At 70.8% G+C, this 19,413-nt stretch carries 19 protein-coding genes; 7 read left to right on the forward strand and 12 right to left on the reverse strand.

Annotated features, from left to right (window positions below; all coding sequences use genetic code 11):
• Window positions 1-251: 251 nt before the first annotated feature.
• The 7 genes from R2B38_RS47860 to glnT form a co-directional block, all read right to left on the reverse strand.
• Window positions 252-1,196, reverse strand: coding sequence for an MFS transporter (locus tag R2B38_RS47860; RefSeq protein ID WP_318022482.1), 945 nt, complete (start codon window positions 1,194-1,196; stop codon window positions 252-254).
• A 111-nt stretch (window positions 1,197-1,307) separates the two neighbouring features.
• A complete protein-coding gene (locus tag R2B38_RS47865; protein WP_318022483.1) occupies window positions 1,308-1,958 on the reverse strand; it encodes a helix-turn-helix domain-containing protein in 651 nt (216 codons plus the stop codon).
• Window positions 1,959-1,963: 5 nt separating this feature from the next.
• Window positions 1,964-3,088: an N-methyl-L-tryptophan oxidase gene (solA, locus tag R2B38_RS47870; RefSeq protein ID WP_318022484.1), complete on the reverse strand. Its 1,125-nt coding sequence runs from the start codon at window positions 3,086-3,088 to the stop codon at window positions 1,964-1,966.
• On the reverse strand, window positions 3,085-4,413 hold the full coding sequence (locus R2B38_RS47875; RefSeq protein WP_318022485.1) for an FMN-binding glutamate synthase family protein: 1,329 nt from the start codon (window positions 4,411-4,413) through the stop codon (window positions 3,085-3,087). Before R2B38_RS47875 ends, solA begins: the two co-directional genes overlap by 4 nt.
• Before the next feature lie 34 nt (window positions 4,414-4,447).
• The gene (locus tag R2B38_RS47880) at window positions 4,448-5,140 is read right to left on the reverse strand and encodes a glutamate synthase (protein ID WP_318022486.1); all 693 of its coding nucleotides are present in this window, start codon (window positions 5,138-5,140) and stop codon (window positions 4,448-4,450) included.
• Window positions 5,128-6,003: a glutamine amidotransferase gene (locus R2B38_RS47885; protein WP_318022487.1), complete on the reverse strand. Its 876-nt coding sequence runs from the start codon at window positions 6,001-6,003 to the stop codon at window positions 5,128-5,130. Before R2B38_RS47885 ends, R2B38_RS47880 begins: the two co-directional genes overlap by 13 nt.
• A gap of 100 nt (window positions 6,004-6,103) precedes the next feature.
• Window positions 6,104-7,486 carry a type III glutamate--ammonia ligase gene (gene glnT, locus R2B38_RS47890; RefSeq protein ID WP_318022488.1) on the reverse strand — a complete coding sequence of 461 codons (1,383 nt, stop codon included), beginning with the start codon at window positions 7,484-7,486 and terminating at the stop codon, window positions 6,104-6,106.
• Between the two features lie 244 nt (window positions 7,487-7,730).
• Here glnT and R2B38_RS47895 point away from each other — a divergent pair, with 244 nt between their 5' ends.
• Both R2B38_RS47895 and R2B38_RS47900 read left to right on the forward strand, forming a co-directional pair.
• On the forward strand, window positions 7,731-8,489 hold the full coding sequence (locus tag R2B38_RS47895) for an SDR family oxidoreductase (RefSeq protein ID WP_318022489.1): 759 nt from the start codon (window positions 7,731-7,733) through the stop codon (window positions 8,487-8,489).
• A gap of 190 nt (window positions 8,490-8,679) precedes the next feature.
• Window positions 8,680-10,044, forward strand: coding sequence for an FAD-dependent oxidoreductase (locus tag R2B38_RS47900; protein ID WP_318022490.1), 1,365 nt, complete (start codon window positions 8,680-8,682; stop codon window positions 10,042-10,044).
• Window positions 10,045-10,142: 98 nt separating this feature from the next.
• Here R2B38_RS47900 and R2B38_RS47905 read toward each other — a convergent pair whose 3' ends face one another.
• Window positions 10,143-10,700: a dihydrofolate reductase family protein gene (locus R2B38_RS47905; protein ID WP_318022491.1), complete on the reverse strand. Its 558-nt coding sequence runs from the start codon at window positions 10,698-10,700 to the stop codon at window positions 10,143-10,145.
• A gap of 74 nt (window positions 10,701-10,774) precedes the next feature.
• The gene (locus R2B38_RS47910) at window positions 10,775-11,692 is read right to left on the reverse strand and encodes a sigma-70 family RNA polymerase sigma factor (RefSeq protein ID WP_318022492.1); all 918 of its coding nucleotides are present in this window, start codon (window positions 11,690-11,692) and stop codon (window positions 10,775-10,777) included.
• A 38-nt stretch (window positions 11,693-11,730) separates the two neighbouring features.
• Between R2B38_RS47910 and R2B38_RS47915 the strand changes: the two genes are divergently transcribed.
• Window positions 11,731-12,696 (forward strand): DUF1152 domain-containing protein, encoded by a 966-nt coding sequence (locus R2B38_RS47915; RefSeq protein ID WP_318022493.1) that lies wholly within the window; start codon window positions 11,731-11,733, stop codon window positions 12,694-12,696.
• Here R2B38_RS47915 and R2B38_RS47920 read toward each other — a convergent pair.
• Both R2B38_RS47920 and R2B38_RS47925 read right to left on the reverse strand, forming a co-directional pair.
• The gene (locus tag R2B38_RS47920; protein WP_318022494.1) at window positions 12,635-13,849 is read right to left on the reverse strand and encodes a DUF2306 domain-containing protein; all 1,215 of its coding nucleotides are present in this window, start codon (window positions 13,847-13,849) and stop codon (window positions 12,635-12,637) included. The genes R2B38_RS47915 and R2B38_RS47920 overlap by 62 nt on opposite strands.
• Window positions 13,850-13,938: 89 nt before the next feature.
• A complete protein-coding gene (locus R2B38_RS47925) occupies window positions 13,939-14,469 on the reverse strand; it encodes a PadR family transcriptional regulator (protein ID WP_318022495.1) in 531 nt (176 codons plus the stop codon).
• Between the two features lie 261 nt (window positions 14,470-14,730).
• Between R2B38_RS47925 and R2B38_RS47930 the strand changes: the two genes are divergently transcribed.
• From R2B38_RS47930 to R2B38_RS47940, 3 genes are all read left to right on the forward strand, one after another.
• On the forward strand, window positions 14,731-15,162 hold the full coding sequence (locus R2B38_RS47930) for a hypothetical protein (protein WP_318022496.1): 432 nt from the start codon (window positions 14,731-14,733) through the stop codon (window positions 15,160-15,162).
• 274 nt (window positions 15,163-15,436) lie between these two features.
• Complete coding sequence (locus R2B38_RS47935; protein WP_318022497.1) at window positions 15,437-16,639, forward strand: hypothetical protein; 1,203 nt, start codon at window positions 15,437-15,439, stop codon at window positions 16,637-16,639.
• 163 nt (window positions 16,640-16,802) lie between these two features.
• Window positions 16,803-18,074: an alpha-L-fucosidase gene (locus R2B38_RS47940; RefSeq protein ID WP_318022498.1), complete on the forward strand. Its 1,272-nt coding sequence runs from the start codon at window positions 16,803-16,805 to the stop codon at window positions 18,072-18,074.
• 1 nt (window position 18,075) lies between these two features.
• Here R2B38_RS47940 and R2B38_RS47945 read toward each other — a convergent pair whose 3' ends face one another.
• A complete protein-coding gene (locus R2B38_RS47945; protein ID WP_318022499.1) occupies window positions 18,076-18,873 on the reverse strand; it encodes a helix-turn-helix transcriptional regulator in 798 nt (265 codons plus the stop codon).
• A 156-nt stretch (window positions 18,874-19,029) separates the two neighbouring features.
• On the opposite strand from R2B38_RS47945, the gene R2B38_RS47950 reads away from it, so the two are divergent.
• Window positions 19,030-19,326 carry a YkvA family protein gene (locus R2B38_RS47950; protein ID WP_318022500.1) on the forward strand — a complete coding sequence of 99 codons (297 nt, stop codon included), beginning with the start codon at window positions 19,030-19,032 and terminating at the stop codon, window positions 19,324-19,326.
• Window positions 19,327-19,413 lie beyond the last annotated feature (87 nt).

Here is a 19,413-nt window from a genome sequence, read left to right on the forward strand (position 1 = left end):
GACCGGCCCGAGCGTTCGGCTCCGGGTACGGGTGGCGTGGCCGAGGACCACGGCGACCGCCAGCAGCAACGCCGCTGCCGCCGCGACCGGCGCCACCAGGAACGCGCCCGCGCTGCCGTGGCCGTCGGCCAGGAACCCGGCCAGCGCCTGCCCGGTCGCGGTGCCGAGCGGACCACCCGCACACAGGATGGTCAGGGCGACGGTCGCCCGGTCGGCGGGGGCGAGTCGTTCGGTGAGGGCGTAGAGGCTGATCAGGTACGGGCGACGGTCACCCCCGCGACGGCCATCGCGGCGGGAAGCGCGTGTCCCCGCTCCCCGGCGACCAGGGTGAGCGCGCCCAGCAGCAGCGTCGCGGCGAAGGTCACGTACCGCCGGCGGAGGCTGAAGCCCGCGGGGAGCCAGGCGCAGGCGGCGCCTGCCAGGGCGCTGCCGATGCCGAATACGGCGTAGAGGAGACCCGCGCCGCCCGGGTGCCCGCTGTCATCCGCATACGCGGTGACGCCGGTCTGTACGGCGCCGAAGATCGTGCCCATCGCGGCCATGGCGAGGAACATCGCGGCAAGTGGCAGGCGGGGCAGGGGAGTTCGCGCGGCGCGTGTGCTCTGCCGGTGCTCGCTGCTCCCCTGGGTCAGGGACAGGGCGAAGGGCAGGGTGGCCAGGAGGAGCAGGGCGATGGCGGCCAGGGTCGGCGCGGTCGGGCCGAGGGCGGTGAGCAGTCCGACGAGTGCGGGTCCTGCGACGAAACTGATCTCGTCGGCGGTCGCCTCGTACGAGAAGGCGGTCGGGATGAGGTCGGGCCGGGCGCGGGCGTGCAGCAGGCGGGACCAGTGGACCCGGATCAGGGGGCCGACCGGGGGTTGGGTGAGTCCGGACAGGGCGGCGGCCGTCAGCATGCTCGCGCGGCCGGTGTGGCTCGCCGCGACGAGGGCGGTCAGGGCGGCGGCGTTGGCGAGTGCGGTGACCGTCCCGACGAGGCGGTGACCGTGCCGGTCGGCCAGGGTTCCGGCGATCGGGCCACCGAGCGCGTTGGCGATGCCCTGTGCCGCGGCGGCGAGTCCGGCGAAGGCGTAACTGCCGGAGGCGGCCTGGACGAGGACGAGCGTCGCGAGCGACGAGGTCGCGTAGGGAAGGCGGGCGAGAAAGCCCAGCGGGAAGAAGGCCGCGCCGGGCACGCGCAGCAGGGATCGGTACGCCATCGGCGTCTCCAATGAGCACGTCGGAGAGACGCGCTACCCAGCCACCGGCGCGTTGACGATCCCGTTTCTGTCGCGCAGCCTAGCGAGCGGACCGGCCCGTCACCAGAGCGGTCAGTCCCCTCCGTGGTCGCCGTAGGCGGTGACGGACAGGAAGCGGACGGGGAGTTCGACCAGTTCCTGGGGTCCGTGCGCGCCCTCGCCGTCGAGTTGGAGGGCGTCGCCGGGGCGCATCGTGTAGGCCGCCTCTCCGTGGCCGTAGACCATGACGCCTTCGAGCATGAACAGCAGCTCGGTGCCGGGGTGTTGGAAGAGGGGGAAGACCTCGCTGGACTCGGTGAGGGTGACCAGGACGGCTTCCATGCGTTTGTGGGGGCCGCGCAGGGCGCCGAGGAGTTCGTAGAGGTGGCCGACCCGGCTGCCGCGGCGGATGATCTGGGCGCCGTGGCCGGCGGGTACGTAGACGGCCTCACGTTCGGTGTCGACGCCTCGGAAGAGGGCCGTGACGGGGACGTTGAGGCCGGTGGCGAGACGGCCGAGCGTGGTGAGGCTGCACGAGGTGTGCGCGTTCTCGATCTTGGAGAGCATCGCTTTCGAGATGCCGACCCGGGCCGCCATCTCCGCCACCGACAGACCGGCCGCGATCCGGTAGCGACGCACCTGGCGGGCGATCGCGGTCTCCAAGTCCACTGCCCCGTCGGCCTGTTCGGGGGTGATCTCCCGGTCGGGCAGCGCGGGTGCCTGGTCGTGGTGGTCGGTGCCCATGGCGGTCATTCTGCCTGAGGGGCCGTGGTCCGCCGGGACTTGCCGAGCGCGAAGCGTGGATGCGGCTCGGCGCGGCCCAGGGCGAGGTCGGCGGCCATTGCGCCGATGAGCGGGGTGAACTTGGCACCGTGGCCCGAGCACGGGGAGACGACGACGAAGGGGCCCGTGCGGTCGAGCACGAAGTCCTCGTCGGGGGTGGTGGTGTAGAGGCAGCTCGCCTCGGCGACGGGTGAGGGGTCGAGGCCGGGGAGCGTGCGTTCCACCCATGCGGTCACCTTGTCGCGCGAGGCCGGATCGACAACGCCGGTGCGGGTGTCCGCAGTTGTGGGCGTGCCCTCGTCGTGCTGGGCGACCTTGAACGCCGGGAGCGGTCCGCCGTCGCTGCCGGACGGGAGGCCGTAGAGGTTCAGTTCGTCCTTGTGGACGAAGACGGGCCAGGCGGTCGTCTCCGGGTCGCGGCGCCGGAAGTGGAAGACCTGCTGCTGGGTCACCCGGAGGGGCGGCAGAGACCCGGGAATGCCTAGGGGGACGGCGAGTTGAGGCAGCCAGGCGCCGGACGCGACCACGACCGTGTCGGCTACGAGAGTGTGGTCCTGTGTGCGTAGATCCACGCGGCCGTCGTCGCGGATCTCCGCGCCGGTGACACGGGTGCCGGTGAGGACGCGGGCGCCCAGTTCGGCGGCCCGCCGTACCGCGGCGGCCACCGTCGCGTCGGCGTCGACCGTGCCCGCGTCCGGGTGATGCAGCACGGGACCGTCGAAGCGGAATTGCGGCCAGCGGTCCGCCGCTTGGGCCGCGGTGAGCAGTTCGTGCGGTACGGCGGCTGCCGCGAGGATGTCCGCGATGCCCTCGGGGTCGCGGTCCGCGCCGAAGTCCAAACCCCCGGTGAGACGCAGGAGTTGGGTCCCGGTGTCGTGCTCCAGTTCCTGCCAGAGTTCGCGGGCCTCGCCGGTCAGTCGGACGTAGAGGGGGTCGGCGTAGGCGCGGCGGTAGATGCGTGAACTGCCATGGGAGCTGCCGGACTTGTGGCCGATCTCGTACGCCTCGACGAGGGTGACCTCGTGGCCCTGCCGGGCGAGTTGCCAGGCCGTGGCCGCGCCCATCAGGCCTGCTCCTACGACGGCGATCACAGGGCGGCTCCGGAGGTGCCGGGGATCCAGTCGGTGCCGGCGAGGGGGACGCGTGCCATGGCGGCGGACTCGATGGTGAGGGCGACCAGGTCCTCGGGTTCCAGGTGGTGGAGGTGGGCCTTGCCGCAGGCGCGGGCGAGGGTCTGGGCCTCCATGGTGAGGACGCGGAGGTAGTTGGCGAGTCGGCGTCCGCCTTCGACCGGGTCGAGACGGGCGGCGAGTTCCTCGTCCTGGGTGGAGATGCCGGCCGGGTCGCGGCCGTCCTGGAAGTCGTCGAAGTAGCCTGCGGCTGAGCCGAGTCGGCGGTACTCGGCGTCGTGGCGGGGGTGGTTGTCGCCGAGGGCGATGAGGGCGGCGGTGCCGATGGCGACCGCGTCCGCGCCGAGCGCGATGGCCTTGGCGACGTCGGCGCCGGTGCGGATGCCGCCGGAGACGACGAGTTGGACCTCGCGGTGGACGCCGAGTTCCCGAAGTGCCCGTACCGCCTGGGGAATCGCGGCGAGGGTGGGGATGCCGACGTGCTCGATGAACACGTCCTGGGTGGCGGCGGTACCGCCCTGCATGCCGTCGACGACCACGACGTCGGCGCCCGCGTGGACGGCGAGCTTCACGTCGTAGTAGGTGCGTGTGGCGCCGACCTTGACGTAGATCGGCTTCTCCCAGTCGGTGATCTCGCGGAGTTCGCCGATCTTGATGGTGAGGTCGTCGGGACCGGTCCAGTCGGGGTGGCGGCAGGCGCTGCGCTGGTCCACGCCGACCGGCAGGGTGCGCATCCCGGCCACCCGGTCGGTGATCTTCTGGCCGAGCAGCATGCCTCCGCCGCCGGGCTTGGCACCCTGGCCGAGGACCACTTCGATGGCGTCGGCCTTGCGGAGGTCGTCGGGGTTCATGCCGTAGCGGGACGGCAGGTACTGGTAGACGAGGTGCTTGGACTGGTCCCGCTCCTCCGGGGTCATGCCGCCGTCGCCGGTGGTGGTGGAGGTACCGGCCGCACTCGCCCCGCGCCCCAGCGCCTCCTTGGCGTTGGCGGAGAGGGCACCGAAGCTCATGCCCGCGATCGTGACCGGGATGTCCAGGTGAAGGGGGTGCTTGGCGTTGCGCGCGCCGAGGACGACGTCGGTGTCGCAGCGCTCGCGGTAACCCTCCAGCGGGTAACGGGACATGCTCGCGCCGAGGAAGAGCAGGTCGTCGAAGTGCGGGAGGGGTCGTTTGGCGCCCCAGCCCCGGATGTCGTAGACGCCGGTCGCGGCGGCCCGTTGGATGGCGTGGATGGTGGCACGGTCGAAGGTGGCCGACTCGCGCAGGCCGCGGGATGCGAAACTCATATCCGTATCCATGTCCATGGTGCAAACAACTCCCTCAGTACGCCGTCGAGTTGTCGACCTTGAAGTGGTACAGCTGCCGGGCCGAGCCGTAGCGGCGGAAGTCGGTGGGGTCCTCGTCGAACTCCGCCGCCTTCAGCAACTCGGCGAGTTCCACGAGGTGTTCGTCCCGCATCTCCTTCTCCACGCAGTCCGCGCCGAGGGACTTGGCCGTGCCCTTGACGTAGATCCGGGCCTCGTAGAGGGAGTCGCCGAGTGCGTCACCCGCGTCGCCGCAGACGACCAGCCGTCCCGCCTGCCCCATGAACGCGCTCATGTGACCGACGTTCCCGCCGACGACGATGTCCACGCCCTTCATCGAGATCCCGCACCGGGCGGCCGCGTTGCCCTCGATCACCAACAGGCCGCCGTGTGCGGTGGCCCCGGCCGACTGGGAGGCGTCCCCGCGTATCCGGACCGTGCCGGACATCATGTTCTCGGCGACGCCCACACCGGCGTTGCCGTGCACGGTGACCGTGGCGTGCTGGTTCATACCGGCGCAGTAGTAGCCGACGTGGCCCTCGATGTCGACGGTCACCTCGTCCTTGAGACCGCAGGCGACGCTGTGGGCGCCTCGGGGGTTCAACACCCGCCAGGACGGCGCTGGTCGGGGTGCGTGGAGCGCCTGGTTGAGATCGCGGACGGAGGACACCGCGAGGTCGGCGGTCTCCACCCCGGTCAGCGCTGCCATACGTACACCTCTTCCGGCTCGGGTTCGAAGATCCGGGCGTGCTCGATGCCCGGCAGGACGTCCAGGGCGCGGTACTCGGAGGCCATCGCCACCCAGGCGTCGGTCTCGGCGACCAGCGCGGGCTTGCAGGCGATGGCGTCGCGGACGACCGCGAAGGAGTCGGTGGTGGAGACCAGCAGCGTGTAGAAACCGTCGAAGCGCTCGCACAGCAGCCGCAGCGCCTTCTCCAGGTCGACGCCCTGGGCGAGATGGTGAGCGACGAAGCGGGCGCCGACCTCGGAGTCGTTCTCGCTGTCGAACTGCACGCCCTGGGCTTGGAGTTCGCGTCGGATGGTGGCGTGGTTGGCGAACGACCCGTTGTGGACGAGGCATTGACCGGGGCCGACGGAGAAGGGGTGCGCGCCTTCGGGGGTGACGGCCGACTCGGTGGCCATGCGGGTGTGGCCGACGCCCTGGTAACCGGTCACTCCGGAGAGCCCGAACGAGTCGGCCAACTGGACTGGATTTCCCGTGCCCTTGAGCACGGCGAACCCCTCCCCCGAGCCGATGACGGTGGCCTGGGGCAGAGCGGTCACGATGGTGGCCAGCAACTCCGGGACGGGCGACTCCGCGTGGACCACCGTCGTGGCGTCGGCTGCGACAACCACCGCACCCGGCAAGGCGATTGACGCCTCCTCCGGGGTAACTCCCAGCAGCGAGACGACACCGCGCCCGGGCGGTGACAGGCGCGGGTCGCCGTAGACCGCGACGCCCGCCGAGTCCGGGCCGCGTTCCACGACTTGGCCCAGCATGGCGGTGAGCAGTTCGCCGAGCCGGGGTTCGAGGGAGGGCTCACGCAGATGGAGCCCGACGATTCCGCACATGCGGCTCTCCTCATGACGAGATGCGACACGAGATGGGACAGGTGGAACGAGGGGGGCAGGTGGGACAAGGGGATCACGTGGGACAAGGGGATCAGGTGGGTCAGAAGGCGGTGAGGTAGCGGTCCAACTCCCAGGCGCCGACGGTGCCGTGCCAGTCGAAGAACTCCTGCCGTTTGACCTCGCCGAAGTACTCGCTGACGCCGGGGCCCGCCGCGTCGAGGGCCCCGGTGATCACCGGATCGGCGGCCAGTGCCTCTACGGCGTGCAGCAGAGTTGGCGGCAGTTCGGGGCGGGCCGCGGTGGCCGCCGTGTCTCCCGGTTCGCCGGGGTCGATGGTGCGCTCGATTCCGTCGAGTCCGGCGGCCAGGGCCGCGGCTGCCGCGAGGTAGGGGTTGGCGGAGCCGTCGCCGCCGCGCAGTTCGACGCGGTTGCCGTCGGGGACGCGGATGAAGTGGGTGCGGTCGTTGCCGCCGTAACCAGCCTTGCGGGGTGACCACGTCGCGCCCGAGCGGGTCGAGGTAGCGCCGGTGCGCTTGTAGGAGTTGACGGTGGGCGCGATGACGGCCTGGAGGGCGCGGGCGTGGTCGAGGATGCCGCCGACGAAGGAGTAGGCGAGCGGGGACAGGCCCAGGCCCCGGCTGTCGGACGCGTCGGGGAAAGCGGGTTCGCTCCCCCGCCACAGCGACAGGTGCATGTGCATCCCGGAGCCGGTGCGGTCGGTGAACGGCTTCGGCATGAACGTGGCTGTCATGCCCCGCTGTTCGGCCAGTACCGACACCAGGTACCGCATGGTGATGACCCGGTCGGCGGTGGTGAGGGCGTCGGCGTAGGCGAAGTTCTGCTCGAACTGGCCGTTGCCGTCCTCGTGGTCGTTGGCGTAGTTGCCCCAGCCGAGGGAGTTCATCGCCTTGGAGACGGCGGTGAGGTGGTCGTACATCCGGGTCAACCCGCGTGCGTCGTAACAGGGTTGGGCGGCGGTGTCGCGGCCGTCGGCGACGGAGAGCGTGCCGTGTTCGTCGCGGTTGACGAGGAAGTACTCGATCTCCGCGCCGACCGCGAGGGAGAGTCCGAGTTCGGCGGCTCGCGCCAGTACGGCGCGCAGGATGACGCGGGGCGCGTAAGGCCACGGCTTGCCTTCGACGTGCGGGTCGCAGTGCACGAGGGCAAGTCCCGGGCGTACGAAGGGCAGCGGGGTGTAGGACGCGGGGTCGGGGATCGCGATCACGTCGGGGTCGCTGGGCTGCTGGCCGAGGGCGCCGGCCGCGTAGCCCGCGAATCCCACGCCGTCGGACTGGAGTTCCTCGACCGCCTCGACGGGGACGAGCTTGGCGCAGGGTTTGCCCGCGAGGTCGACGAAGACCGCGAGGACGAACTCGACGCCGTCGGCGCGGACTTGGGCGGCGAGGTCGGATTCGGGAGTGGGCCCGGTCGTCGGTGCCGGGTCGGTGGTCGTGGGCGGTGCGGCTGCGGTGTCCATCGCCATGGGAGGCTCCCGGCATCCGTGGGTTTCCTGATGTGAATCTCGATTTCTCCCGAGGAAACCGCGCGGGCATTTCCGAGCCGTTTCCCGCACGGAAGCAGCCTGTTGCCAACTGCCGGGCGGGCCGCCCGTGTTGAAGGACCGGTCTCCGGTGACGAATATGGCGTTCTCAATTAGCGAGAGGTAGCCTCTCACTTCATCGTCACAGCTCGTTCCGTCTCGTCAACGTCTCGCCGGGGAGGCCGTCATGGCAGGCACGATGCAGGGCAAGGTCGCCGTGATCAGCGGAGGTTCGACCGGCGTGGGGCGGGCCGTCGGGGCGCTGCTCGCCGAGAACGGGGCGCAGGTGGTGCTCCTCGCCCGGCGTGCCGACCGGCTGGAGGCGGCCGCGCGGGAGATGGCGGGGCCGGTGCTGACGATCCCCACCGACGTCAGCAGCGGCGACAGCGTCCGCGCGGCGTTCGCTCAGGTCGAGGAGCGGTTCGGGCGGGTGGACATCCTGGTGAACAGCGCCGGGGTGGCCCGCATCCGCGCCATCGAGGACACCGCCGACGAGGACATCCACAGCTGCATCGGCACCAACCTCCTGGGCCCGATCCACACGACCCGCTCAGCCGTACCGCTCCTGCGGGCGGCCGGAGGTGGTGACATTCTCAACATCTCCTCCGAGATCACGCTGGACCACATGCCGCTGATGGCGATGTACGCGGCGAGCAAGCACGGCCTGAACGGCTTCACCGCCGCGATGCACAAGGAGTTGCGCGGCGACGGCATCCGGGTCGCCCTGGTGATCCTCGGCTCGATCTCGGACAGCGCCTTCATCGAGAACTTCCCCGGCGAGGACCGGCAGCGCGCCGCGCCGGTGTGGGAGGCGGACGGCTATCTGACCAGGGTGGGAGCCATGAAGCCGCTCCCCTCCGCCACCGTCGCCCGGGTCATGTTCCAGTTGCTCAGCACGCCGCCCGAGGTCGTCCAGGACGTGGTGCACATCCGCCCGGCGGGCTGAGGCCGGCGGTCCGGAACGCGTGTGCCAGACTCCGCCGACCCGCGCGGCGACAGCCGACCCATGCGTCAAGCTTCGCCACCCCATAAGTCGGCCTTATGAGGTCATAGACCGGACCCGCATACCGAGTTAGGCATGCCTTAGTTTAGGCTTCCCGTCGAGTCGCTTGTTTTCGCTCGAAGGGAACCTGATCATGCCGCGCCCCCTGCGGGTAGCCATCGTCGGAGCCGGCCCCGCCGGGATCTACGCCGCCGACGCCCTGCTCAAGTCCGAGGTGGCCGCCGAACCCGGCGTCTCCATCGACCTCTTCGAGCGGATGCCCGCGCCCTTCGGCCTGATCCGGTACGGCGTCGCCCCCGACCACCCGCGCATCAAGGGCATCATCAACGCCCTGCACCAGGTCCTCGACAAGCCGCAGATCCGCCTCTTCGGCAACGTCGACTACCCGACCGACATCAGCCTGGACGACCTGCGCAGCTTCTACGACGCGGTGGTCTTCTCCACCGGCGCCACGGCCGACCGCGAGATGTCCATACCGGGCATCGAGCTCGACGGTTCCTACGGCGCCGCCGACTTCGTCTCCTGGTACGACGGCCACCCCGACGTCCCGCGCACCTGGCCGCTGGAGGCCGAGAAGGTCGCCGTTCTCGGTGTCGGCAACGTGGCTCTCGACGTGGCCCGCGTCCTCGCCAAGACCGGCGACGAGCTGCTCCCGACCGAGATCCCGCCGAACGTCCACGAGGGCCTCAAGGCGAACAAGGCGCTGGAGGTGCACGTCTTCGGGCGCCGCGGCCCGGCGCAGGCGAAGTTCTCCCCTATGGAGCTGCGCGAGCTGGACCACTCGCCGAACATCGAGGTCATCGTCGACCCCGAGGACATCGACTACGACGAGGGCTCGATCACCACCCGGCGCGGCAACAAGCAGGCCGACATGGTCGCCAAGACCCTGGAGAACTGGGCGATCCGCGATGTCGGCGACCGCCCGCACAAGCTGTTCCTGCACTTCTTCGAGTCCCCCTCCGAGATCCTCGGCGAGGACGGCAAGGTCATCGGCCTGCGCACCGAGCGCACCGCCCTGGACGGCACCGGCAACGTCAAGGGCACCGGCGAGTTCAAGGACTGGGACGTCACCGCGATCTACCGCGCGGTCGGCTACCTCTCCGACAAACTCCCCAAGCTCCCCTGGGACATCGACTCGGGCACGGTCCCGGACGAGGGCGGCCGGGTCATCCAGGAGACCGGCGAGCACCTCCAGTCGACGTACGTCACCGGCTGGATCCGGCGCGGCCCGGTCGGCCTGATCGGCCACACCAAGGGCGACGCCAACGAGACGATCGCCAACCTCCTCGACGACCACGCCAACGGCCGTCTGCACACGCCTGTCTCGCCCGACCCGGCGGCCGTGGAGGCGTTCTTCGCCGAGCGCGACGTCCGCTTCACCACGTGGGACGGCTGGTACCAACTGGACGCCGCCGAGAAGGCGTTGGGCGAGCCGCAGGGCCGCGAGCGCGTGAAGATCGTCGAGCGTGAGGACATGCTCAGGGCGAGCGGCGCGTAAGCCTCAACCCCCGCATACGCGTAAACCTCACTCCCACGCAGCTGACACCGAGGGGCCCGGCGGTACGTACGTACGTGCCGCCGGGCCCCTCGCGCACGTCAGCGTGCCGCCCTCCCGTACCGGGCGAACACGGTGTGGGCCGTCCTCTCGATCTCCTGGCACTCCAGGTGGAGGGGCGGACCGCCCGCCGGGAAGAGCCGTTCGCCGGTGCCGAGGACCGTGGGGAAGGTGATCAGCCGGTACTCGTCGACCAGGTCCTGGGCCATCAGCGTGCGGACGACGGGCAGGCTGCCGATGACGATCACATCCCGCTCCTCACGCTTCACGGCGTCGACGAGGTCGCCGTCGAGGACGCTCGAATTCGCCCACGCCGACACATCGGTCAGGGTGCGGGACGCGACCAGCTTCGCCCCGGCGTTCATGCGCGCGGAGAACTCGTCGTCGCGGGCCGGCCACAGCCGCGAGAACGCCTCCCAGGTCCTGCGGCCGAGCAGCATGACCCCGCCGTCGAGGGTGCTGCCCAGCCGGAACTTGTCGCCGTCGATCTCCTCACGGCCGTAACGGAAGATCCAGCCGCCGTCCGGGGTGCCGTCGGACCCGTCGGGGTCGGAGACGATCCCGTCCAGGGTGGTGAACTGGATGACGATGACGCTCATGATGGATGTCCTTTCGGTCGGTGCTCACCGGTACGTACCGGTGGCGTCGGCCGAACTCATCGCGGCGAGCGGGATCAGTTCGCGGAAATCCTTCGGGGCAGCTCGAAGGCGTCCAGCACCTGCGGATCGGTGAAGACGACATTGCGGGTGACGCGGTCGCCGGTGACCGCGAAGACCTGGAGGCTGTGCAGCCGATGCCCGCCCGCGGGGTCCTGTGCGTACGCGGCCAGCGTGGGCTGGCCGTTGGCGACCAGGCGCCTCAACACCCAGTCGGTACCCCGGAGTTCGAAGACCCGCCGCATGAACGCGCCGTAGTGCTCGGTACCCCGGAACCAGAGCGGGACCGGCGGCATCTCCAGGACCACGGCGTCGGCCAACAGCCGTACCAGGGCGGGGACATCGGCCGCTTCGAACGCCCTCAGGTAGCGGTCGACGACCTCCCGTGCCTCGGGGTCGTCCGGTTCGGCGATCGCGTCGTCGTCGACCTCCGTGAGGGCGGCGCGGGCGCGCTGGAGTGTGCTGTTGACGGCCTGGACGGTGGTGTCGAGCTGGTCGGCGACCTCGGCCGCGCTGAACTGCAGCACCTCGCGCAGCACGAGCACGGCCCGCTGCCGCGCGGGCAGCCGTTGCAGGGCGACGACGAGGGCGAGCCGCATGTCGGCGCGGGCCTCCATGTCGTAGCGCGCGTCGGGGAAGGGCTGCAGCCAGGGGATGTCGGCCGCGGGCGTGAGCGGTGTTGCGGGGTCCTCGCCCGGTGCGCCGAGGCCGGACGGAAGGGGGCGGCGGGCGCGGCCTTCGAGCGCGGTGAGGCAGACGTTGGTGGCGATGCGGTAGAGCCAGGTGCGCACGGACGCGCGTGCGGGGTCGTACCGGTCGCGGGCCTTCCACGCGCGCAGCATCGTCTCCTGCACCAGGTCCTCGGCCTCGTGGTAGGAGCCCAGCATCCGATAGCAGTACGCCACCAGTTCGCCCCGGTACGGCTCGAAGTCCACCCACCCATCATGGCGTACGGGGCTGCTAACGTCCCCCGGTGTTCTCCCTCCTCGAACCCCCGTTCCTCAGCCGTCTGCGCGATGCGCGCCGGATCCTGGTCGCCGGTGCGGGCGGCGGCTTCGACGTCTACGCCGGGCTGCCGCTGGCCCTCGCGCTATGTGCGGCCGGCAAGGAGGTGCACCTCGCCAACCTGTCCTTCGCCGACCTCTACGGCCTCGACCAGGACGTGTGGGTGGACCGGGACGTCGCCGCCGTACGCCCGGACACGGAGGCTCGTGGCGACTACTTCCCCGAGCGGACCCTGGCACGGTGGCTCGACCAGCACGACCTGCCGTCCACGGTGTACGCGTTCCCGCTGACCGGTGTGCAGCCGCTGCGGGACGCGTACCGCACGCTGATCGGACATCTCGGCGGTGTCGACGCCGTCGTGCTGGTGGACGGCGGCACCGACATCCTGATGCGGGGTGACGAGCACGGGCTGGGCACGCCGGAGGAGGACATGGTCAGCCTCGCGGCGGTGAACGGGCTCGACGAGGTGCCGGTGCGGCTGGTGGCGTGCCTCGGGTTCGGTGTGGACGCGTATCACGGGGTCAATCACGCGCTGGTGTTGGAGAACCTGGCCGCGCTGGATCGCGAGGGGGCCTATCTCGGCGCGTTCTCGCTGCCGCGCGAGAGCCGGGAGGGGCAGCTGTATCTCGATGCGGTGGCCCACGCCCAGGAGTCCACGCCGGACCATCCGAGCATCGTCAACGGTTCCGTCGCGGCGGCCGTGCGCGGGGACTTCGGTGACGTCCGCTTCACCGAACGCACGCGCGGCGGCGAGCTGTTCATCAATCCGCTGATGGCGCTGTACTTCTGCGTGGACGCACCGGGCCTCGCGCGCCGGAACCTCTACCTCGACCGGTTGGAGCGAACCGCGCTCATCCGCCAAGTGAGCTCGCTCATCGAGGAGTTCCGCGACGAACTGCCCCGGCAGCGGCCACCGCGCGCCTATCCCCACTGACCGAACCGGGCAGCAGGCGTCCCCTCACGCCCACGGCGGGGGTGCGGGCGGACAGAACACGCAGGCTCACGACCGTGGTGGCGGCGAAAGCCAGCATCCCGCACCCGATGGCGACCCCGGCCGACAGAGCCGTCAACCGGTCGAGTCCCAGGGCGCGTTGGAAGACCGGAGCGGCACCGACCGACAGCACCGGCGCCAGGCACAGCGCCGTGAGGTGCAGCCGCCATTCCTCCCGGGCCCACGGTCGACCCTCACGTCCGGCGCGGCGGGCGTTGACGGCCATCACGGCGTAACTGACCGCGTAGGGAAGGAGATAGGCCCACAGCAGCCGCCGTCCGGTCGCGCCGAAGTCGAGATACGAGCGCGCGATCCACAACAGGGCGCCCGCACCGGCGAGTTGCGCGACGGCGAGCACGGGCAGCGGCACCCAGGAACCCGACACGCCCTCCACCGTCGTACGGCGGTCCCGTGCGCGCGAGGCGATCAGCGCGCCGAACGCGACCACCGAGCCCAGGTGCATGATGGCCACCTGGTTGATCTGCTCCATGGTCAGGCCGGGCAACAGCCTTGGCAGGAAGCCCCATTCGAGGCGCAGCAGCGGGGCGGTGAGGAGGAACGCGTAGCAGAGGAGCATCCAGCGCTGGTGCAGGTCGAAAAGGCCGCCGATCGCGGCGAGGATGCCGAAGGTGACGCTCATGACGGTGCCGACCAGCAGGGTGGCGAGCACGATCCAGAACGCGGGGCCGCTGAACGCGTCTTGGGGTGCGGTGCGTGCCAGATAGATCCCGGCGCCGGCCATCGAGACGTACACCGTGACCGCGAAGATCACGCCCAGCGTGCGGTGCAGGCGGGCGCGTCGGCGGGCGGCGGTGAGGAGTTGGGCAGGGCCGAGGAGCATGAGGGCGCCGCCGAGGACCGAGTGCACGATCATCGGGACGAGGCTGTGGCGGTAGGGCGCGACGCGGCCGGCGAGGGCGTCGGTGACGTAGCGCGGATTGACGACGTGGCCCATGACCCATTCACCGAAGGCGGGGGCACCGGGGCGGGCGTAGGGCCAGAGTTCGGTCATCGCGATCGGCGCGTAGGCCAGGCACACGGCCGTGACCGCGATCATCGTGGCGCGGCGCCAGGCGCTGTTCGTCGGACGACGCACGGCGGCCCCCCTGCTGGCTCAGGGCCGCGGTCCGGCCCTCGATGGTCTCTTCTGGACTATCGAGACGGTAGGGCCGACCGTCGTCGCGGTCAACGGTCCTGCGTGCGTTCGTCGCGGTGCCGCACCCACTGCCAGAAGTCGACCATCATCCGCTCGTACCGGATGCCGAACTCCAGCGCCTCGCGCTGCCCGGGGGTCAGCAACTCGCCCACGCCGTCGGCGAGTTCCTCGTAGCCGCGCAGGGTCCTCTCGTGCTCGCCGAGCTGGGCCGGGGCCAGGACGTCGGGTCGGCCGCCGAACCAGAGCTTCAGAATGCCGCGTTCCCTGGCCTCGACCGGCACGAACTCCGGGTCGTCGAGCCAGCTCCGGAGGACGGACCGGCCCTGGCCCGTGAGGGTCAGCACCCTGCGGTTGCGGCCGCTTTCCTGCCGCACCTGGGACAACAGCCCCGCCTCCAGCAGCCGGTCGCACTGGGCGTACACCTGCGCGTGCGGCACCGACCAGAACGGCGCGACGGTCCGCGCGGCCTCCGTCTTCACGTCGTACGGGCTCGCCTCGCCGAGTCTGTCGATGATGCCGAGGACCAGGAAGGAGGACGTGGTCAGCCGCGCGTCAGACATACGCCGACCGTATCGCGGGCTCGAACGAATACTTCAGGGCCGCAAATGATGTGAACTGCCCCGTGACGGGTAGTTCTTAACTCAGCTAGCCCTTAACTCAGCGCCTCTTCCGCGTGAACACCTCCACTCAAAGGAACTGTGGTCTTGGCTCTCGCGTACCCTGACGCCCCGTCAGCCCGTCGACCCGGGCGTACCTGGACTATTCGCATCACAGGTCACCGCGACCGTACCGCCTCGGTCAGCTGCTCCTCCGGGTGCGGCATGCCCGCCCGGTCGCGCGACATCGCGGCCCTGCGCCGCTTCGCCGAAGCCCATGCGGCGGCCCACGTCAGAGCGGCGACCGTACGCCCCGACGCGGCCTGCGGCTGCCGTCGCCAGCGGTGCGCGGCGCACGAGGGGACCCGGGTCGACTGCTCGGGCTCGGTGCTGCTCGTGCTGCGCCACGATCCCGCGGTCGGCCAGGTGTGGACCCTGGCCGAGGTCTGCGCGGCCTGCGCCTCGCTGATGACGCACACCCGCGTCGTCGGCAAGCCGCTGCCGCGCACCCGGCCGCCGCGCGAGGAGACGGTCGTACCCCTGCAGGCGCCTCCCCCGACGAGCGCCCGTTCGGTACCGGCCGGCTTCAGCGCGCCCCCGCCCGAACCGGGCGCCCCGTCCCGGCCTGGCGCATCGAACAGGCGCCGGGGACGGTGAGACCCGGCGGCACACGGAAGGGACCCGCCCCGAGCGGATGGTGGGCGGGTCCCGTCCGCTCCACCATTCTGCGGACAGGTCCACGTCAGAGGCACGCGTGAAACCCGGCCGCCCGGAGTGAACGGATCACACCCCGCGCGTAAGCTCGCGCGGTATCCCTGGAAAAACGGGCATACGAGACTCCACGACCCCTGCTCGACCCCCCGCTTGACCCGTCAAGATCTCCGACGGTGATACTGGTGGGTCAGCACCGCCCCCGCCCGCAGATTGGCCTATGTCGAACTCCTCCACAGCTTCGCCCACGATCCCCCACACGGTGTGGCTGGCTCGCGGCCGCCACGTCGGGTCCGCCGACGCCGCGGACGTCGTACGGCGACAGTTGCAACGGCTCAAGGACCGCGAGGTCATCGACGACCACCTGGAACCCGACGAGGACCAGCACGAGGATCCGCGCGAGCGGGTGTTCGAGGCCCGGTGGCGCGTGGAGGGGACGGTGACCGTGCGGGCGCGCCTGACGTTCCCGCCCGCTCCGGAACCGGCTTCGGCCGCTGCCGCCTCCGTCGCGGTCGAGGAACGGGAGTGGCTCCTTGTCGCGGAGGCCGAGCGGGTCTGGGATCCCCGGTGGCCCTCTCCCGCGACCATGTTCTGGCCCGACAACTCCGAGGAAGCCGACGCGGGTTGGGACCATGTGACGGTCCCGGGGCTGCGCTTCGGACAGGTCAATCCGCTGCCGTCCGACGAGAAGGAGCTGCGGCGCCTGTTCCGCAGCTGCGCGCAGGACGGCTGGAGCATCCACGTCGTCGTGCACGAGGCGATGACCCCGGACGCGCACGGCCGCCAGCCCCTGGCCCGGCTGCTGCCCGCGAGCCTCCAGCACTGCGTGGTGGAGCACCGGGCCACACCCGACCAACTACGGTCCGTCAACTGGGCGTTGCTGCGCGAGTTCGACTTCCAGGTGCCGCGCGGCGGTGCCGTGATCCTGCCCACCAGCCCGGTGGCCCCCTCCTACGACGTGCGCGAGTTCTCCGTGCGCAGCGTCTTCCTCGACGGCTCCGAACCCACCGAACTCGTCGACGTCCTCTGCCGCTACGCCGCCTCCGCGCGCCCCCTGCCGGACGGCGGCCAGGAGGCCGTCACCGCGCTGCACGAGCAGTGGAAGCTGATGACGATGGAGGAGGAACTGGCCCGCGAGCGCAGGCTCGTGGCCATGTACGCCGAGGCGCTCGAAGCGATGACCAAGTCCCGGGACCTGTACCGGGAGTCCGCGGACCGGGCCAACGAGGCGCTGGCCGCGCTGCGCGACTCCGCCGGTGCCGCCGTGCCCGGGGCGCCGTCCCAGCCGGGCGGGTCCCCGTTCCAGCGGACGTTCGGTCGGCTGAGGGACGCGACGAAGGCGCTGCGCCCCGCCGCACCGCCGACCGACAGCGAGCACGCCGATCCGCCGAGTGACGGTGAGCGCTCGGCCGAGGAGCGGTAGGCAGTCGACCGCGGGGCCCGAGGCAAACGTCGTCACGCAGATGACGTCCTGGCCCCTCGGTCGCGCCGAAGGCCTACGCAGCGCGACGCCGATGGTGAGAATCGACCACCAGTGGTGATCACCACCCACGCGCGCCCCGGACGCTCCGCCCTAGTTTGGCGGCATGCCGATGCAACCCTGGTTCCGCGATGCCAAGTTGGGCATCTTCGTCCACTACGGGATCTATGCCGTCGACGGTGTGCCGGAGTCCTGGTCCTTCTACTCGGGCCAGGTCCCGCACGACCAGTACATGCGCCAGCTCGACGGGTTCACCGCCGCACGGTACGAACCACGGGCCTGGGCGCGGCTGTTCGCGCGAGCGGGTGCCAAGTACGCGGTGCTGACCGCCCGCCACCACGACGGCGTGGCCCTGTGGGACACGGCCCACGGTGACCTGGACGTGGTCCGCCGCACCCCGGCGGGCCGCGATCTGATCGGACCGTACGCGGAGGCGCTGCGCGAGGAGGGCCTCAACGTCGGCCTGTACTACTCCCATTCGGACTGGAACCACCCCGACTACGCCAGCACGGCGCACCCCCGGCCGCCCGACGAGGAGATCCGCACCAACCCGTACGCCTCCGCACAGCCCGGCCACGAGGACCCGGCCGCCTGGGCGCGCTACCTCGCCTACCGCGACGGCCAGGTCGGCGAGCTGGTCGACCGCTTCCGGCCCGACCTGTTGTGGTTCGACGGCGAGTGGGAGCGCGGCGAAGAGCAGTGGGGCATGCGGGAGTTGGCGGGGCTGATCCTCGCCGGGAACCCCGACACCGTCCTCAACGCCCGCATGCTCAGCCACGGCGACTACGCGACGCCCGAGCAGGGGGTGCCGCTGCAAGCGCCGGACGGGCCGTGGGAGTTGTGCCTGACGGTCAACGACTCGTGGGGTTTCCAGCACGGGGACGAGCACCACAAGTCCGTGCGGCAGTTGGTGCGTTACTTCACGGAGACGATCGGGATGGGCGGAAATCTCCTCCTCGACGTCGGCCCGATGGAGGACGGGACCATAACGCCCGCACAGACGGAGCGACTTGAAGGACTCGGCGCGTGGATCGCCCGGCACTCCGAGGCGGTGTACGGCACAGTCGCCGGTCTGCCCGCCGGGCACCACTACGGCCCCAGCACCCTCTCCGCCGACCGCCGCACGCTGTACCTGGTGTGCTTCGATCCGCCGCGCGAGTCGGTGTCGGTGCGCGGGCTGCGTACGCCCGTCAAGCGGATCACCGTCCTCGGCACCGGTGCCGAGCTCGGTCACGACGTCATCGGCGGGCTCGGTGACGTGCCGGGCGTGACGTGGATCGACGCCCCGGGTGCGGCCGACGTGGACGAGTCTGCGACGGTCCTGGCGGTCGAGCTGGACGGGGAGTTGGACCTCTACAGAGGTGCGGGCCGGGACTGACTCACGAGGCACCGGCGCGAACTGCCCTGGGTGAAGCCCCCAGTTCGCGCCTGCACGCCTTGTTGAAGGCCTGGAGGTCGCCGATGCCGACGGCGGCCGCGATCGCCGGGATGGACAGGGTCGACTCACGCAGCAGATGCCGGGCGCGTTCCATGCGGCGGTGCCGGAGGTAGGCGACGACCGTGGTGCCGGTCTCGGCACGGAACAGGCGGATGAGGTGGTTGTGGGAGACGCCGGCCGCCTGCGCCACGTCGGGGACGGCCAGTTGGGCCGCGAGGTTCGACTCGATGTGCGCCATGGCCAGGGCGAGTGCCGGGTGGGGGCCGGTGGTTCCGCCCGCCTCCGGGGTCGCCAGGTCCGCCACGCGCCACAGCAGCGTCCACAACTCCGCCGCCGCGCGTGCGGAGTTGCGCGGCGCCGCCGCGACCGCACGCCGCATCAGGTCGGTCAGCACGGGCGTCTGCGTACCGGCGTCCTGCATCACGGGCACGGTCAACCGCTCACCGGCGGACGGGAGTTCCAGGTGGGCGAAGAGATGCTCGGAGCGGCCCCGGTAGTGGAACCGCACCAGTGCGCCGGGCGGCACCAGGCTCACATGGCCGGGCCTGATCTCGTGCGCCACCCCGTCGACGGTCAACTCGGCCTCGTAGGCGTACAGATGGAGCTGCCAGAGGTCGGGCAGCCGGAACACGTCGCGCGGGCTCACCGTGCCGTGCACGCCGACGCCGAGGCCGGCCACGCGTGGTGGGGCGTCGAGGCCGATCCGTACATGGGTTCCAGGGCCGTTGGTCGCGCTCACGGTGAAAACGTACCAGCACCCGACAAGGGGTCAACGGCTGTCAAGGCCCTTCGAAGCGTTCGGGTGTGATGTTCCCCTCGTCGGCCATACCGGGGCCGTAACCGGGCATCCGGATAGGGCACATGCCGTGCGGCCGGACCGGGAAAAGGGGCGCCAGTGGACTCGACCACGACCGTGATCGTCATCGTCGCGGTGCTCGCGGTGATGCTGCTCGCCGTGGCCCTCGGAGTGTTCGTGCGGCTCGTCCGTACCCGGCGCTCGATGCGGCGCGCAGGCCTTCCGACCGGCCCCAAATGGGTTTTCTGGGGTGCCGTCCTCTACTTCGTGCTGCCCACCGACCTGATGCCCGATCCCGTGTATCTGGACGACATCGCCGTCCTCCTCCTCGCTCTTCGCACGATGCGCAACTCCCTCGGGGAGCAGGAGAAGGGGCTGCCGGGCGAGCTCGACTGACCCCGGTACGCGTGGCGCGCTCCTTACTTTGACTACGCAGAGTAAGGAAACCATTCACTCGTTCGATTCGTATAAGTCTCTGGAAGC

It is taken from the genome of Streptomyces sp. N50 (genome assembly GCF_033335955.1).
Taxonomy (GTDB): domain Bacteria; phylum Actinomycetota; class Actinomycetes; order Streptomycetales; family Streptomycetaceae; genus Streptomyces.